This is a genomic window from Streptomyces sp. A1277 (assembly GCF_004795015.1).
Classification (GTDB): domain Bacteria; phylum Actinomycetota; class Actinomycetes; order Streptomycetales; family Streptomycetaceae; genus Streptomyces.
The window spans coordinates 149445-164440 of the sequence record NZ_SSBI01000009.1 but is presented as its reverse complement, the minus strand read 5'-3'; the positions used below and the strand labels follow the sequence as shown (position 1 = coordinate 164440).

Sequence of the window (14996 nt, the reverse complement as noted above, 5' to 3'; positions counted from 1 at the left end):
CCCCGGCTGCGCGCGCTGAGCGGAGCGGCCCGCCGGGACGCCGTGCTCGACCTGGTGCGCGGTGCCACCGCCGCCGTACTCGGACACGCGTCGGCCGAGGCGGTCGAGCCCGAGCAGCCGTTCCTCGAACTGGGCCTGGACTCCCTGACCTCGGTGGAGCTGCGCAACGCGGTGGCGGCCGCGACCGAGCTGCGGCTGCCGGCCACCGTCGCCTTCGACCACGCCACGCCCCTCGACCTGGCCGGCCATCTGGACACCCTGCTCGGCACGGCGCCGCAGGGTGCGGCGGACGGAGCGGAGGTGGCGCCCGTCGCCGCCCCCGACACGGACGAGACCATCGGCAGGCTGTTCCGCCGCGCCTGCGAGGAGCGCAGGCTGCGCGAGGGCTTCGAGCTGCTGCAGAGCGTCGCCCGGCTGCGGCCCACGTTCGCGGACGCCGACGAGGTGGACGGGGCCCCCACCTCGGTCCGGCTGGCCAAGGGCGCCGAACCGGTCCGGCTGGTCTGCTTCAGCTCGCAGGTCGCGCTCGCCGGTGTGCACCAGTACGCGCGGTTCGCCTCGGCGTTCCGTGACGTACGGGACGTCATCGCCCTCGCGGTGCCCGGATTCGCGGCCGGTGAGGCGCTGCCGGCGACCGAGGACGCGCTGGTCGCACTGCTGGCGCGGACGGTGCGCGAGCAGGTCGGGGACGCGCCCTTCGCGCTGCTCGGCTCCTCCTCCGGTGGCGTCCTCGCCTACGCGACGGCCGCCCGGCTGGAACAGGAGGGCCGGTCCCCGGCCGGGGTCGTGCTGGTCGACACCTATGTGCCGGGGGACGACTCGCTCGGCCAGTTCGAGGACCAGCTGCTCGGCGGCATGTTCGAACGGGAGGCCGGCTTCGCGCGGATGGACGCCGCCCGGCTGTCCGCGATGAGCTGGTACTTCAACCTGCTGGGCGGCTGGCGGCCGGGCAAGCTCGACTCGCCGGTGCTGCTCGCACGGGCCGGGGAGCCGATGCCCGGCGGCGAGGGCCTGGCTCCCGAGAAGTGGCAGACGGGGTGGAGCGAGGCGGACCGCGTCGTGGACGTGCCCGGCAACCACTTCACGATGATGGAGGACCTGGCCCACACCACCGCCGAAACCGTCGACCGCTGGATACGGGAGCAGCCGGTCCCCCCGGCCTCCTGACGCCGACGCTCCGGCGCGCGGCCCGGTCCCCGGTGGGGGCCGGGCCGCGCGCCGCATCGGGGGAAACACCCAGAGATTGGGTGCATGGCCCCGCCGCGGCTGTGTGCATCCCCGGGTCGCGTGGATAGTGGCGGCAGTGACGACCGCCCGGCCGGGCCGTCGCCCCAACGGACCAGACATCCGGGAGTCGTTGATGGACCCAGTGGGTTCCGCGGACCGGCGGCCGACCGCCGTGGTGCTCGGCGCCGGCGGCTTCGTCGGCCGCAACGTGTGCGCCGCGCTGCGCGACGCCGGCCGCCCCGTGGCCGCCGTCGCCCGCCGCGCCGGAGGACTGCCCGAGGGCTGTCGCCCGGTGGCCCTGGACCTCAGCCGCGGCGACCCCGCGGAGCTGGCCGGCGCACTCGCCGCCCTGCGGCCCGACCTGGTCGTGAACGCGGCGGGCGCCCTGTGGAACGTCACCGACGACCAGCTGACCGAGGGCAACGTGACCCTGGTCGAGCGGCTGGTCGACGCCGTCGCGGCGCTGCCGGAACCGGTGCGGCTCGTGCACATCGGCTCCGCGTACGAATACGGCGCGCACCCCGGCAAGAAGCTGACGGAGACGCTGCCGGGCCGCCCCGTCGGCCGGTACGCGCAGACCAAGCTCGCCGGCACCCGGGTCGTCGTCCGCGCCGCCGCGCTGGGGCGGGTGAGCGCGACCGTGCTGAGGATTCCGATCGCGCTCGGCCCGTTCACCCCGGGCGACAGCCTGCTCGGCGGACTCGCCCGGCAGCTCGCCGAGCACCCCGCCGAGGTGCGGCTGCCACCGCTCGACGGCGTACGCCGGGAACTGGTCGACGTCCGGGACGTGGCCGACGCCGTGCTGTGCGCGGCGCGCGCGGACCGGCTGCCGCCCATCGTCAACATCGGCTCGGGCGCCCTCGCCCGGCTGGCCGACACGGTGGACGAGCTGATCCGGATCGCCGGCGCGGACGGACCGGCCCCGGAGACCGTGCGCGGCCCGGCAACCGCCGTACGCCGCGACGCCGGAGCCGGCGACCGGCCCCTGGACATCGGCCTGGCGCGGCGGGAGTTCGGCTGGGCCCCGGCCCGCACCGTGACGGAGGCGCTGCACGCCCTGTGGGGCAGCCTCCGCGTCCCCGTACCCACGCCACGACACCACATCTGACCACCGCAGCGGACGAGGAGGGCATCCATGAACGACGCCGACGTGCAGTCCATCATCGAACTGACCCGCAAGTACCACCGGGACCAGGAAGCCTCCGGGCAGGAATTCGTCCCGGGAGTCACCCCGATCCTCCCGGCCGGAGCGGTCCTGGACGAGGACGACCGCGCCACGCTGGTGGAGCACGCGCTCCAGATGCGGATCGCCTCCGGGGCCACCGCGCTGCGCTTCGAGCGGAAGTTCGCCAAGGCGGTCGGCGTCCGCAAGGCCCACCTGACCAACTCGGGCTCGTCCGCCAACCTGCTGGCGCTGGCCTCGCTCACCGTGCCGGAACTGGAGGACCGCCGACTGCGCCCCGGCGACGAGGTGATCACCGTCGCCGCCGGCTGGCCCACCACCGTGAACCCCATCGTGCAGTGCGGTCTGGTGCCGGTCTTCGTCGACGTGGACCTCGGCACGTACAACACGACGCTGGAACGGGTCGAGGCGGCGATCGGCCCTCGCACCAAGGCCATCATGATGGCGCACACCCTCGGCAACCCCTTCGAGGCCACCGAGATAGCCCAACTGGCCGAGGACCGGGGGCTGTTCCTGGTCGAGGACAACTGCGACGCCCTGATGTCGACCTACCAGGGCCGCAAGACCGGCACGTTCGGGGACTACGCCACCGTCAGCTTCTACCCGGCCCACCACCTCGCGATGGGCGAGGGCGGATGCGTGCTCTCCAACAGTGTGGAGCTGGCCCGCATCACCGAGTCGATGCGCGACTGGGGCCGTGACTGCTGGTGCGAGCCGGGCGAGGACAACAAGTGCCTCAAGCGCTTCACGTACCAGATGGGTGATCTGCCGCACGGCTACGACCACAAGTACATCTTCTCGCACATCGGTTACAACCTGAAGTCGACCGACCTCCAGGCCGCGCTCGGCCTGAGCCAGCTCAGCAGGATCGACGACTTCACCGCCGCCCGCAAGCGCAACTGGAAGCGGCTGCGCGACGGACTGGAGGGCGTGCCCGGGCTGCTGCTGCCCGAGGCCACCCCCGGCAGCGACCCGAGCTGGTTCGCCTTCGTCCTCACCCTGACCGAGGACGCCCCCTTCAGCCGCGCCGAGCTGGTCGACTTCCTCAACGCCCGGCGCATCGGCACCCGGCTGCTGTTCGCCGGCAACCTCGTGCGCCACCCCGCCTACCTCGACGTGGAGCACCGGATCAGCGGCGGTCTCGAGAACAGCGACATCATCATGGAACGGACCTTCTGGATCGGCGTGTACCCGGGCATCACCGCCGAGATGACCGACTACATGGTCGCCTCCATCCGCGAGTTCGTCGCCAAGCACCGCTGAGCCGGCCGGGCTCGCGCACTGCTGCGGTCCGCAAGAAGAGGGACACCATGGAGTCAACGCCACACACCTTTCCCGTACGCGGGAGACGCCGTGTCTGACGCCGAACCGACGGGCATCGGAGTCCTGGGCGCCGCCGACATCGCCTGGCGCCGCACGATCCCGGCCCTGCTCGGCTGCCCTGGGCTGCGGCTGGTGGCGGTGGCCAGCCGCACGCCCGACAAGGCGCGCACGTTCGCCGACCGCTTCGGCTGCGACGCGGTGACCGGATACGAGCGACTGCTCGCGCGCGAGGACGTCCAGGCGGTCTACATCCCCCTGCCCAACGCGCTGCACGAGCAGTGGGCGCACGCGGCCCTGCTGGCCGGCAAGCACGTCCTGGTGGAGAAGTCGCTCACCGCGAGCGCCGAGGCCGCCTCCGACCTGGCCCGCACCGCGCGGGAGCGGGGCCTGGCCTTCATGGAGAACTTCGCCTTCCTCCACCACACCCAGCACGAACGGGTCCGCGCACTGGTCGCCGAGGGCGCCATCGGCACCCCCCGGGTCTTCACCGCCTCCTTCGGCATCCCGCGAGCCGACCGGGAGCTCATCCGCTACAGCCGCGCACTGGACGGCGGAGCGCTCCGCGAGACCGGCTGCTACCCGGTCCGCGCCGCCCAGCTCTTCCTCGGCGCCGACATCGAAGTCCTCGGCGCCCGGCTCGGGTACGAGGAGGACGGCGGCTGCGACATGACCGGATCGGTGCTGCTCGCCGACGGCGCGGGCCTCACCGCCCAGTGCGACTTCGGCCTGGACCACGCCTACCGCAACACCTACGCGCTCTGGGGCAGCGAGGGACGGATCGAGGTCGACTGGGCCTTCACCCCGCCCCCCGACAAGCAGCCCGGGCTGCGGGTGAGCCGGGGACAGCACACCGAAGAGCTGACGCTGCCGGCCGCCGACCAGTTCCTGCGCGCGGTCTCCGCCTTCGCCGGGGCCTGCGCCGATCCGGCGGCGCGCGCCCCGCACGCCGCCGACGCCGTCCGCCAGGCCGCGCTGCTCGAATCGGTCCTGAAGCTGGCCGGCATCCCCGAGACATCTGCCCGCGACCGGCTCGCACCGGCCGGGACGAGGAGTAACCATGACCCCTGCTAGACCCGCCGGCCCCCTCGGCGTCCCCACCCCCGAGCAGCCCGGACGGCACGTGCTGTGGCTGGGCTTCCCCTCGTTCGGACACCTCAAGGCCGGCCTCGGCATGGTCGAGGAGCTGGTGCGGCGCGGCCACCGCGTCACCTACGTGGTCTCCGAACGGTACGCGGCCGCCGTCGAGGCCACCGGGGCACGCGTCGTGTCCTACACCTCGGACTTCCCGCAGACGATCACCTCCCACGAGACCGCGACGTCCATGCTGGTGGCCTTCCTCAGGGAGAGCTACGCGCCCCTGGAGGTGGCGCTGCGGGCGGCCGCCGATGACCCGCCCCACCTGGTCGTGCACGACGCGCTCGCCTCCGACACGGCGGCCGCGGTGAGCCGGCGGTACCGGGTGCCCATGGTGCGCACCTACGCCGGCTTCGGCACCAACGAGCAGGTTCCGCAGAACGGGACCGAGGCCGATCCCGCGCACGCCCCGGTGGACCCGGGCGATCCCCTGCTGATCGACCTGGCCGCAGAGCTGACCGCCCGCGTCGAAGCGGCCGGCGTCGCCGACCTGTTCGCCGAGCGGATGGCCGGCGGCGACGACGTCGCCGTCAACATCTCGTTCGTCGTCCGGGAGTTCCAGATCAAGGGGGAGACGTTCGGCGACGACTACCTGTTCGCGGGGCCCTGCCTGCGCGCGGCGGACTTCGCGGGCACGTGGTCGCCCCCGCCCGGCGCCCCGCCGGTGGTGCTGGTCTCGCTCGGCACCTCGGTCAACTGCCGCCCCCACTTCTTCCAGCGCTGCGCCGAAGCGTTCGCCGGCACCCCGTGGCACGTCGTGATGACCCTCGGCAGCGGGATGGCACCGGCGGACGTCGGGCCGCTGCCGCCCAACGTCGAGGCATGGTCGTGGCTGCCGCACCTGGCGGTGCTGGAGCACGCCACCGCGTTCGTCTGCCAGGGCGGGACCGGAAGCCTGATGGAAGCGTTCCACCAGGGCGTCCCGGTGGTGGTGGTGCCCCAGCAGCAGGACCAGGTGGCCATCGCGCAGCAGGTCGTCGACCTCGGCGTGGGCCGCTCGCTCAGCCCCGCCGAGCTCGACGCGGACACCCTGCTGTCCGCCGTCGAGGCCATCGCCGGCGACGCCGGAATGCGGAGCAGGGTGGCGGAGCTGGGCCGGCAGGTGCGCACGGCGCCGGGCGCCGCCGCGGTGGCGGACCGCCTGGAGGCCGTCATGGCCGCCCGGACCATCGCGGCCGTCTGACGGCTGAAGGGGAGCAGCCCCGGGCGGGCGCCCGGGGCTGCTCCCCTCTTACGCGGCGCCCACCGGGTCGAGCGCGCCGGGCGGGAAGGAGGGGACGGCCCCCGCCTCCACGGCCCGGTCCAGCAGGACACGGACCGCGGCGAGACCGTCCGGGCCGAGATCCTCGGTGTACTCGTTGACGTACAGCTCGATGTGCTGCTTCTGCACTTCGGGGGCGATCTCCCGCGCGTGCGCCTGCACATGGTCCCGGGACGCCTCGGGGTCGGCCCAGGCGTGCCGGACGGAGGCGCGGACGGCCTCGGCGACGGCCGTGAGCCGTTCGGGACCCAGATCGCGGCGGGCGACGATCGCGCCGAGCGGGATGGGGAGCCCGGTCTGCTCCTCCCATGCCTCGCCGAGGTCGACGAGGCGGTGCAGACCGTACGCGTGGAACGTGAACCGGGCCTCGTGGATGACCAGGCCCGCGTCCACCTCGCCGTCCCTGACGGCCGGCATGATCCGGTCGAACGGCATCACCACGGTGCGTATCTCCCGCCCCGGCAGGACCTGCCGGGCCCAGAGCCGGAACAGCAGGTAGGCGGTGGAGCGCTCGGTGGGGATCGCGACGACGCGCCCGGCGAGGTCTCCGGGCGCGCGGGCGGTACGGGTGAGCAGCAGCGGGCCGCAGCCGTGGCCGAGCGCGCCGCCGCAGGGCAGCAGCGCGTAGCGGTCCAGGACGTACGGCAGCGCCCCGTACGAGATCTTCAGTACGTCCAGCTCGCCCCTCGCCGCCATCCCGTTGGTGACGTCGATGTCGGCGATGGTGACCTTCGGGGAGGGCGCCCCGGGCAGCAGCCCAGCCGTCCACGCATGGAAGACGAACGTGTCGTTGGGGCAGGGCGAGTGGGCGAGGTCCAGAGGGCTTGCCATGACATTCATGTCCTTCGGCGGAGCGGCTATCGGGTCAGGTCCCAGAGGCCGAGGTACTTGTTGGGGGAGTTCTCGGGGATGAGGTCCAGCGGCTGTCCGAGACCGAACGGCGGCAGGGTCAGGTCGAGCTTCGCGTGCCGCAGGCTCGGCTCGGAGACCCGCGCGTAGTTGGAGAAGGCGCCCTGCTCCGGCACGGGGTCGCCGGCGTAGCTCGTGGTGAGCAGGTACCGGCAGGAGCCGCGGAACCGCTCCAGCGCGGGCAGGACCATGTCGTTGGGCAGGTGGATGAACACATCGCGGCAGATCAGCAGATCGGCCCGGCGCAGCACGGTCGACGTGATGTCGACGACCTCCAGCCGGTAGCCGCGCCGCCGCAGCTCGGGCCAGGTGGCGCGCTCGTGGACGTCGTAGCCGATGTAGTCGACGCCGTCGAGGTCCATCGTGCTCATCCACGCCAGGTCGCCGCAGCCGGCGTCGTTGAGCGTCTGCACGCCGTACGTGTCGATGATGGTGCGCAGTCCCTTGCGGACCAGCTGGGTGTGCGGCTCGCTGGAGCCCCAGCCGCAGACCGTGTCGGGGGCCTGGTCGGGCCATCCGCGGGAGAAGACGTCCAGCCCGGGGTCGCGCTCGTGCCGGTGGAGCTCCGTTGCGTCGGCGTAATCTACTGGGTGGATCACGGCATCTCGCTCTCTTCTCGGGAACGGGTCATCGGACCCACGGGAGCACGGAGCCCGCGCGCGGAACCACACCGACGGCCGGACACCAGGTGTTCTCCCGAACTCCACGGAGAACTGCAGCAACGGACTGGTGAAAGGCCCAGTGTTGGGCCGGTGCGGGCGGCCACCGGCGCCGCCGCTGGCAAGCTGCTGCTCATGTCGTCGTACCACGTGGCGTTTCTGCCGTTCCCCGCGTTCGGTCACATCAACACGACGCTCCCGGTCGTCTCGGAGCTCGTGCGCCGTGGCCACCGCGTGACCTTCGCGACCAACGCGCGCTTCGCTCCGCTGGCCGCCGCCGCCGGCGCGAAGGTGCTGGAGTACGAGTCCTGGCTCGCCTCGCGCAAACTGCCCGACCGGGTGGACGCGGACTACCTCGTGCGCGAGCCGGTCCGCTCCATCGACGAGGCCATCGCCACCGTCCCGGTCTACGAGGCCGGGTTCGGCGACGACCTGCCCGATGTGCTGCTGTACGACGTCAGCACCTTCGCCGCCGGGCGGGTGCTGGCCCGCAAGTGGCGGCGGCCCGCGATCGAGCTGTTCGCGACCTTCGCCTCCAACGAGCACTACTCGCTGACCCAGCAGATCGGTGCGCTGTACGCGGACGAGATCGACCGGGAGCACCCCGCGCTGATCGACTTCTTCGTGAAGCAGGGGAAGCTGCTGAGCGATCACGGCCTCGGGGACGTCACGCTGGAGGAGTTCAACGCGGCGGCCGACGACGCCAACCTGGTGTTCCTGCCGAGGCGGTTCCAGCCCGCCGAGGAGACCTTCGACGAGAGGTTCGCCTTCATCGGCGCGTGTCTCGGCGACCGGTCCCAGGACACCGCCTGGAAGCCGCCGGGCGACGGCCGCCCGCTGCTCCTGGTGTCGATGGGCAGCTTCAGCTTCGACCACCAGAAGGACGCCCTGCGCACCTGGGCGGACGCCTTCGCGGACAGCGACTGGCAGGTGGTCCTCTCGGCGGGCGCGCTGGCCGACAGCGACGACCTGCCGGCGGTGCCGGACAACGTCCAGCTGCACCGCTGGGTGCCTCAACTGGCCGTGCTGGAGCACGCGGACGCGTTCGTGTCGCACGCCGGGATGAACAGCGTGATGGAGGCGATGTACTTCGGGACGCCCGTGGTCGCGGTGCCGCACATGCCCGAGCAGCGGCTCGTCGCCGACCGGCTCCAGGAGCTGGGACTCGGCGTGCACCTGCCGCAGGCCGAGGCGACCGGGGAGCGGGTGCGCTCCGAGGTGGACCGCATCGTGCGGGACGGGCACACGCGCGAGCGGGTCGGTGCGCTGAGCCGGGCGATGCGGGCGGTCGACGGGCCGGTGCTCGCGGCGGACTACGTGGAGAAGGTGGCCGCGCGCGGGTGACGTCCGGCGCGGGGCCACCCCCGGTACGGGGTTCGTCCCGGGCGCCGGTCAGTCGCTGCCGTCCTGCCGCGCGCCGCGCGTGCGGTCGGTTCCCTGGCGGTCGGGGCGAATGTACTCGGGGAGGATCTTGGGCGGCCAGCAGCCGATGCTGAACATGCCCATCGAGTACGCCTTCGCCGCGAGCGCGGTGCGGTTGGGCACCTTGAACTGCCGCAGCAGGATGCTCACGTGGTACTCGACGCCCTGGCGGCTGAGGAAGAGCTTGGCCGCGAGGCGCACGGTCGGGTCCCCGGCCGCGACCCCCTCCAGGACCTTCGCGGTGAGGGCCGTCAGCTTCCGCTGCGACCCCACGAGCTCCTGGCGGTCGTCGGCCGGCTCCTCCGGGGTGAACTGTGCCATGATCATCTTGACCCTGCCGCTGTCGTCCCGCACCGGGAACGCGGCGAGCTTGCCGGAGACCGCGGTGTCGTGGAACCACATGGCGATGGAGCGGCTGACGACCGGGGCGTGGTGTTCCTGGACGAGCCGGCCGAACTGGCGCAGCACGTACTGGCGCACGCTCGGGTGGAGGAACTCGGCGAAACTCCGGTCGCATATATCGTCCGGATAGCGTCCGCACTGCGTGCTGAACGCGTTGTTGACGGACCGTATGCGCAGGGTCGGATCGAGGATCGCGAGACCGACTCCCGAGCGTTCGAACAGCGAAAGGACCACGGCGCTGTATTCGTCGCTCCGGATCTCCGCTGTGAACAGGGACGATTCGGCGTCGAACAGTTCGTCGACGGTATGAGGGAGTCTTCGCGCAGTGACGGAAATGTCCCCCGCCGTCTGTGGAAAATCGCTCCTTGTGCTGGTCTCCGCATGGAACATGTCCGCCACACCTTCCCCGATTTGTGTGTATCGGCGAGCGCTCTGCAGCCTAGGAGCGCATGGCCGGATATCGCTGCAGTCCTGGTCGTGTATGACTCGCGCGATATCCGGTTCGTCCCGGAGGGCGGACCTTCGTGAAGGTCGACGGTACGGGGAAGCGACCGCCGGGAGCCGGGCGGGAGGCGATCCGTAGGGACTCTCCTAGCGGTGGTTCCGCCGGCCCGGACGGGAACACTAGGGGTTCCGCTAGCCGATGTTGACCAAAGCTTGAACCTTGTTGGGCCAAGCCACTTCGACGGGAAACGCGGTTACAGATGAGAGTGAGTGCAAGTCCATCGAGCCCCTGGCGCAGCCGGGGCGTGAGGCTGTCCGTCACCGGGGTCGTGATGGCGCTGACGGTGACGCTGTCCTCCGCGGCGGTCTCGGCAAGCAGCCCGAACCCGGCGGTGTCCACCGTGCAGGGGGCCGTTCCGCTTACCTCCGTGGTGCCGCAGCCGGTCAGCATCCGCACCGCCAAGGGCGTCGCCTTCGACCTGAACCGGAACGACGCGATCTACGCGACCGGGAGTTCGTCCGACGCGAAGGACGCCGCTGACTTCCTCGCCGGCCTGCTGCGGGTTCCCACCGGCTATCCGCTGAAGGTGCGCAACGTGCCCGCCGGGGCGAAGCCGCACGGCATCGTGCTGGCGCTCGGCGGGAAGAACGCGGTGACCAAGAAGGAGGGGTACCGGCTCGACGTCGGCCGCGACGCCATCACCATCGAGGCCGACGACCGTTCGGGCCTCTTCAACGGCGTGGCCACGCTGCGCCAGCTGCTGCCGGTGAAGGTGGAGCGCAAGCAGCAGATGCCCGGCCCGTGGCGCGTCCAGGGCGGCACCATCGACGACGCGCCGCGCTACGCGTACCGGGGCGCGATGCTCGATGTGGGCCGGCACTTCCTGCCGAAGGCCGACGTCGAGAAGTACATCGACTCGGTCGCCCGCTACAAGGTCAACTACCTGCGCCTGCACCTCACCGACGACCAGGGCTGGCGCATCGAGATCAAGTCCTGGCCGGAGCTGACCAAGGCAGGCGCCGAGTCCGGCGCGGGTGACCAGGGCGGGGGCTTCTACACCCAGGAGGACTACAAGGGCATCGTGCAGTACGCGCAGGCGCGCGGCGTCACGGTGATCCCCGAGATCGACGGCCCCGACCACACCCACGCGGCCCTGGCCTCGTACCCGAAGCTGACCTGCGACGGCAAGCCCATCGAGCCGTACGTCGGCTACCCCAAGAGCGACGAGGGCGTGCTGTGCCTGGAGAACCCGGCCACCTATGAGTTCATGGACGACGTCATAGGCGAGGTCGCGGCGCTCAGCCCGAGCCCGTACTTCGCCGTCGGCGGCGACGAGACCTTCGGGCGGACCAAGGAACAGCTGGACACCTACTTCGCCAAGATCGCCAAGCTGCTGGAGAAGCACGGCAAGAAGCCGATGGGCTGGATGGAGGCGGCCGGTTCGCTGCCCGCGAAGGACTCGCTGACCGAGTTCTGGGTCCCCGGCATCAACGAGGACCAGATCATCGCCTCCGCCAAGGCGGGCAGCAAGGTCATCATGGCGCCGGCGATGTACACCTACCTCGACCAGAAGTACACGGACACCTATCCCGAGTACCCGCTGGGCCAGACGTGGGCCGGTCCCACCTCGGTGCAGCGGTCCTACGACTGGGACCCGGAGGGCCAGCTCGAAGGGCTGCCGGCGTCCGCCGTGGGCGGGGTCGAGGCGACGATGTTCACCGAGACCGTGTTCGGCATCCACCAGATGGAGAACCTGGCCTTCCCCCGGCTCCTGTCGGTCGCCGAGGTCGGCTGGGCGAAGGCGTCCTCGCACGACTGGAAGACCTTCGAACCGCGCCTCGCGGCGCAGGGACCGCGGCTGCGCGAGGCACGGGTGGACTACTACCCGTCGCCCGAGATCGACTGGCCGATGGGGAGCTGAGAATCCGGCTCCCCGGGGAACGGCACCGCCCGGCCGCAGCGATGCGGCCGGGCGGTGCCGTTGTGGCGTGCCGGACTCGGCGCTTCGGCTCAGGCGCGTACGGCCCGGACCATGTAGTACTGGTCCGCCGCCTCGGTGAGCGGTGCCCGCTCCGGCGTGACGTCGAAGCCGTTGCCGCGCAGGATGTCGCAGACCCGCTCCAGCTGGCCGTCGAGGTCGCAGACCTCGGCGATCACCCGCTGGATGCGCGGCCACTGGGACGCGTCGATGCCGAGGAGCACATCGGGCTCGGCGCCCTCCACGTCCACCTTGAGCAGAGCGATGTCCCCGTCCCGGGGGATGAAGGCGGCGAGCCGCTCGACGTCGACGGTCACCTTCTCCGCCGTGTAGAACTCCTCGGCCAGGCCCTGGTGCTGCTCGGCCATCTGGGCCTTCGGCCCTTCCTTGATTTCCGGATAGCGGGTCGAGTTCGCCGGGAGCAGCGGGAAGAACGAGAACTCGACGCCGGATTCCGGGGCGCTGCCGAGGGCGGTCTCGTGCAGCGTCACGTTGCCGAGGCCGTGCAGCTCGACGTTCTTCCGGAAGAGCGCGATGTTGTTCGGCATCGGTTCGAAGGAATGCACATCCGCGTCCGGATATCTGCTCTTGATGTACAGGGCGAACATCCCGATGTTGCCGCCGGCGTCGAGAACCGTGGGCGCGTCACCGAGTTCCAGCCCGTCGTAGCAGCCCTGGCGAAAAATTTCATCGTACATGTATTGCGCTTCGATGGGGCTCTGCGTGTAGACCTTGAGATCTCCACCCAGTTCAACAAGCTCCGTCATGGATGCTCCAGTGTTCGGTCTGGACAATTGTTGGGGTGGGGGGATTTTGGCGCGCTGTTCGGTTACGAGGCCGCGACGGCGTACGTGCCTACGCCTCCGCCTCCCGGAATGCGGCGGCCCAAGCCGGCTGCCGGGCCGGCTCGGCGAGCCAGCCGTCGATGAGCCGGGCGGCCCGGGCCGGGCCGCCCGCCGCCAGCATCTCGGTACGCGTCCGGGCGACCTGCCGGCGGATGTGGTCGGAGTGCGCGACGGTCTCGACCGCTTCGCGCAGTCGCTCGGCGCTCAGTTCATGGCCGGGCAGGGCGACACCCAGGCCGAGTTCCTCGGTGCGCCGGCCGTTGACCCGGTCCTCCGGCGTGTACGTGATGATCACCAGCGGCTTGCCGAACGAGATCGCCTCCAGCATCGTGCTGATGCCGGCATGGCACACCACGGCCGACGCGTGCGGCAGCACGGTGTTGAACGCCAGCCACTCGTGCAACTCGATGTTCGCGACGCCCCCGGTGGCGGCCCGGCAGACCGGCAGATTGCCCGGCCCGACCGCCATGACCAGGTGCCAGTCGCTCCCGTCGAACGCCTTCGCGCAGTCCGCGAAGAAGCCGGGCTGGTCGTTCACCTCGGTGCCCAGCGTGATCAGGGCCACCGGACCGTCCCCCGGAGGACGTTGCCAGGAGCCCGTCCCGGGACGGTCGGCCGGGAGGCTGTGCCCGGTGAAGGTGTAGCGGTCGTCGAACGTCTCGGCCAGCGGCTGGAACGACTTCGGCAGCAACACCACGTTGCGGGAGTCGAAGTTGGCCAGGAACGCCGCCGCGGTCTCCGGACCGGTGTCCTCGGCGGCGAGATGCTCCATGAGCAGGTCCAGGCACTTCTGCAGGCTCTCGCTCGCCCCGTCGAACACCTCGTACGACAGCGCGTAGTGCTCGTTGGCGGCGACGTACGGGAACAGCTGCACGGTGGGGCGGCCCCACCGCCCGGCTGCCGTACGCGCGGTGAAGAAGCTCTCCAGGTCGTACAGGACCAGGTCGGGGACGTCGTCCTCGAACGCCTCCAGGGTCCGCGGCAGGATCACGTCCATCGACTCGCGCAGGAACGTCAGGCCCAGGGCGCCGATGTCCTCACCCGTCACGGTCCCCTCACCGAGCCGGCTGCGCTGCGAGCTGTAGCAGACCGCCCCGGCGCCGACGGCGGTCACCCGGCCGGCGAACTTCTCGTCCACGACGTAGGTGACCCGGTGGCCCAGCGCGATGAGGCAGCGGCTGATCTCCAGCGTCGGGTTCACGTGCCCGTAGCCGGGGAACATGAAGATCGCGACGTGCCGTGTTGTCATGACTCCTCCGTCATCGCAGGGCCGGCTCCGCGAGCTGGTCGCCGATCAGCCGCAGGACCTGCGCGGTGTGGTCGAGCAGGTAGAAGTGGCCGCCGGAGTACGTCCTCAGGTCGAAGTCGCCGTCCGTGTGCCCGCGCCAAGCCTCGACCTCCGCGATCGTCGCCTTGGGGTCGCTGTCACCGGTCAGCGCGGTGACCGGGCAGCGCAGCCGTGGGCCGGGCGTGTACCGGTAGGTCTCCGCGGCGCGGTAGTCGCCCCGGATGGCCGGCAGCACCATCCGCATCAGCTCCTCGTCGCCGAAGACCTGCTGGCTCGTGCCGCTGAGCGCGCGCACGTCCGAGATCAGCCCCTCGTCGTCGCGCAGGTGCACCTGCTCGTCCCGGTGCGCCGACGGAGCCCGCCGGGCCGAGACGAACAGGCGCAGCGGGAAGGTCCCCCGGGCTTCGAGGCGCCGGGTGACCTCGAACGCCAGCGTCGAGCCCATGCTGTGCCCGAAGAACGCGAAGGGGCGGTCGACCGTCGCGGCGACGGCCTCGCACACCTGGTCCGCCAGAGCGCCCAGATCGTCGATCAGCGCCTCGTGGCGCCTGTCCTGACGGCCCGGGTACTGCACGGCCAGGACTTCGACCCGGGGACGCAGTGCCTGCGCCACCGGCCGGAAGAAGGAGGCCGAGCCGCCCGCGTGGGGCAGGCAGACCAACTGGACCTTCGCCTCCCCACTCGGGAAGTACCGCCGCATCCACAAATCGGTGTCGATCATGCTGGCCCCTTCGGCCGCCGTCAGGTCGCGAACGCGGCCGACAGCCGGGAGTGCCGGGGGGCACCTCTGACGTCGACCGCTGAAACCCAAGGAGAAGCGCTGCACGCCCGCCCGACGGGTCGTTGCGACGGGATCTGAGTGAACACCTAGAAACCCCCGGACCCATCGGGACGAGCCCGTGCGTCCGTGTTCATCTGGG

At 71.3% G+C, this 14996-nt stretch carries 13 protein-coding genes; 7 read left to right on the top strand and 6 right to left on the bottom strand.

Translation table 11 applies throughout. The annotated features are described in order from the left end of the window. From E6R18_RS08910 to E6R18_RS08890, 5 genes are all read left to right on the top strand, one after another. Window positions 1–1167, top strand: a 1167-nt coding sequence (locus E6R18_RS08910) for an alpha/beta fold hydrolase (protein ID WP_136316300.1), incomplete at its 5' end; no start/stop codon positions are given. 193 nt (window positions 1168–1360) lie between these two features. Next, window positions 1361–2335, top strand: a complete 975-nt coding sequence (locus E6R18_RS08905; RefSeq protein ID WP_240799661.1) for an NAD-dependent epimerase/dehydratase family protein — start codon at window positions 1361–1363, stop codon at window positions 2333–2335. Between the two features lie 27 nt (window positions 2336–2362). After that, window positions 2363–3673, top strand: a complete 1311-nt coding sequence (rfbH, locus tag E6R18_RS08900; protein ID WP_136316299.1) for a lipopolysaccharide biosynthesis protein RfbH — start codon at window positions 2363–2365, stop codon at window positions 3671–3673. Window positions 3674–3763: 90 nt separating this feature from the next. Then, window positions 3764–4804: a Gfo/Idh/MocA family oxidoreductase gene (locus E6R18_RS08895; RefSeq protein ID WP_136316298.1), complete on the top strand. Its 1041-nt coding sequence runs from the start codon at window positions 3764–3766 to the stop codon at window positions 4802–4804. Then, the gene (locus E6R18_RS08890) at window positions 4791–6050 is read left to right on the top strand and encodes a macrolide family glycosyltransferase (RefSeq protein ID WP_136316297.1); all 1260 of its coding nucleotides are present in this window, start codon (window positions 4791–4793) and stop codon (window positions 6048–6050) included. The genes E6R18_RS08895 and E6R18_RS08890 overlap by 14 nt, the downstream gene beginning before the upstream one ends. 48 nt (window positions 6051–6098) lie before the next feature. Here E6R18_RS08890 and E6R18_RS08885 read toward each other — a convergent pair whose 3' ends face one another. Together E6R18_RS08885 and E6R18_RS08880 are read right to left on the bottom strand one after the other, a co-directional pair. Next, window positions 6099–6959 (bottom strand): 1,4-dihydroxy-6-naphthoate synthase, encoded by an 861-nt coding sequence (locus tag E6R18_RS08885; RefSeq protein WP_136316296.1) that lies wholly within the window; start codon window positions 6957–6959, stop codon window positions 6099–6101. Window positions 6960–6985: 26 nt separating this feature from the next. Next, window positions 6986–7636 (bottom strand): class I SAM-dependent methyltransferase, encoded by a 651-nt coding sequence (locus E6R18_RS08880; protein ID WP_136316295.1) that lies wholly within the window; start codon window positions 7634–7636, stop codon window positions 6986–6988. A gap of 195 nt (window positions 7637–7831) precedes the next feature. Here E6R18_RS08880 and E6R18_RS08875 point away from each other — a divergent pair, with 195 nt between their 5' ends. Beyond that, window positions 7832–9040: a macrolide family glycosyltransferase gene (locus E6R18_RS08875; protein ID WP_240799660.1), complete on the top strand. Its 1209-nt coding sequence runs from the start codon at window positions 7832–7834 to the stop codon at window positions 9038–9040. Window positions 9041–9088: 48 nt separating this feature from the next. Here E6R18_RS08875 and E6R18_RS08870 read toward each other — a convergent pair whose 3' ends face one another. Further along, on the bottom strand, window positions 9089–9754 hold the full coding sequence (locus E6R18_RS08870; protein WP_240799659.1) for a PAS domain-containing protein: 666 nt from the start codon (window positions 9752–9754) through the stop codon (window positions 9089–9091). 515 nt (window positions 9755–10269) lie between these two features. Here E6R18_RS08870 and E6R18_RS08865 point away from each other — a divergent pair. Beyond that, the gene (locus E6R18_RS08865) at window positions 10270–11886 is read left to right on the top strand and encodes a beta-N-acetylhexosaminidase (RefSeq protein ID WP_240799658.1); all 1617 of its coding nucleotides are present in this window, start codon (window positions 10270–10272) and stop codon (window positions 11884–11886) included. Window positions 11887–11975: 89 nt separating this feature from the next. On the opposite strand, the gene E6R18_RS08860 is transcribed toward E6R18_RS08865, so the two are convergent. The 3 genes from E6R18_RS08860 to E6R18_RS08850 form a co-directional block, all read right to left on the bottom strand. Then, complete coding sequence (locus tag E6R18_RS08860; RefSeq protein ID WP_136316293.1) at window positions 11976–12710, bottom strand: FkbM family methyltransferase; 735 nt, start codon at window positions 12708–12710, stop codon at window positions 11976–11978. An 88-nt stretch (window positions 12711–12798) separates the two neighbouring features. Further along, the gene (locus E6R18_RS08855) at window positions 12799–14037 is read right to left on the bottom strand and encodes a macrolide family glycosyltransferase (RefSeq protein WP_136316292.1); all 1239 of its coding nucleotides are present in this window, start codon (window positions 14035–14037) and stop codon (window positions 12799–12801) included. Window positions 14038–14047: 10 nt separating this feature from the next. Then, the gene (locus tag E6R18_RS08850) at window positions 14048–14797 is read right to left on the bottom strand and encodes an alpha/beta fold hydrolase (protein ID WP_136316291.1); all 750 of its coding nucleotides are present in this window, start codon (window positions 14795–14797) and stop codon (window positions 14048–14050) included. Window positions 14798–14996 lie beyond the last annotated feature (199 nt).

Coding starts and splice junctions, on each gene's coding strand:
- E6R18_RS08905 (WP_240799661.1), top strand. CDS start 1,361: ATGGACCCAGTGGGTTCCGCGGACCGGCGGCCGACCGCCGTGGTGCTC.
- E6R18_RS08850 (WP_136316291.1), bottom strand. CDS start 14,797: ATGATCGACACCGATTTGTGGATGCGGCGGTACTTCCCGAGTGGGGAG.
- E6R18_RS08890 (WP_136316297.1), top strand. CDS start 4,791: ATGACCCCTGCTAGACCCGCCGGCCCCCTCGGCGTCCCCACCCCCGAG.
- rfbH (WP_136316299.1), top strand. CDS start 2,363: ATGAACGACGCCGACGTGCAGTCCATCATCGAACTGACCCGCAAGTAC.
- E6R18_RS08855 (WP_136316292.1), bottom strand. CDS start 14,037: ATGACAACACGGCACGTCGCGATCTTCATGTTCCCCGGCTACGGGCAC.
- E6R18_RS08885 (WP_136316296.1), bottom strand. CDS start 6,959: ATGGCAAGCCCTCTGGACCTCGCCCACTCGCCCTGCCCCAACGACACG.
- E6R18_RS08860 (WP_136316293.1), bottom strand. CDS start 12,710: ATGACGGAGCTTGTTGAACTGGGTGGAGATCTCAAGGTCTACACGCAG.
- E6R18_RS08875 (WP_240799660.1), top strand. CDS start 7,832: ATGTCGTCGTACCACGTGGCGTTTCTGCCGTTCCCCGCGTTCGGTCAC.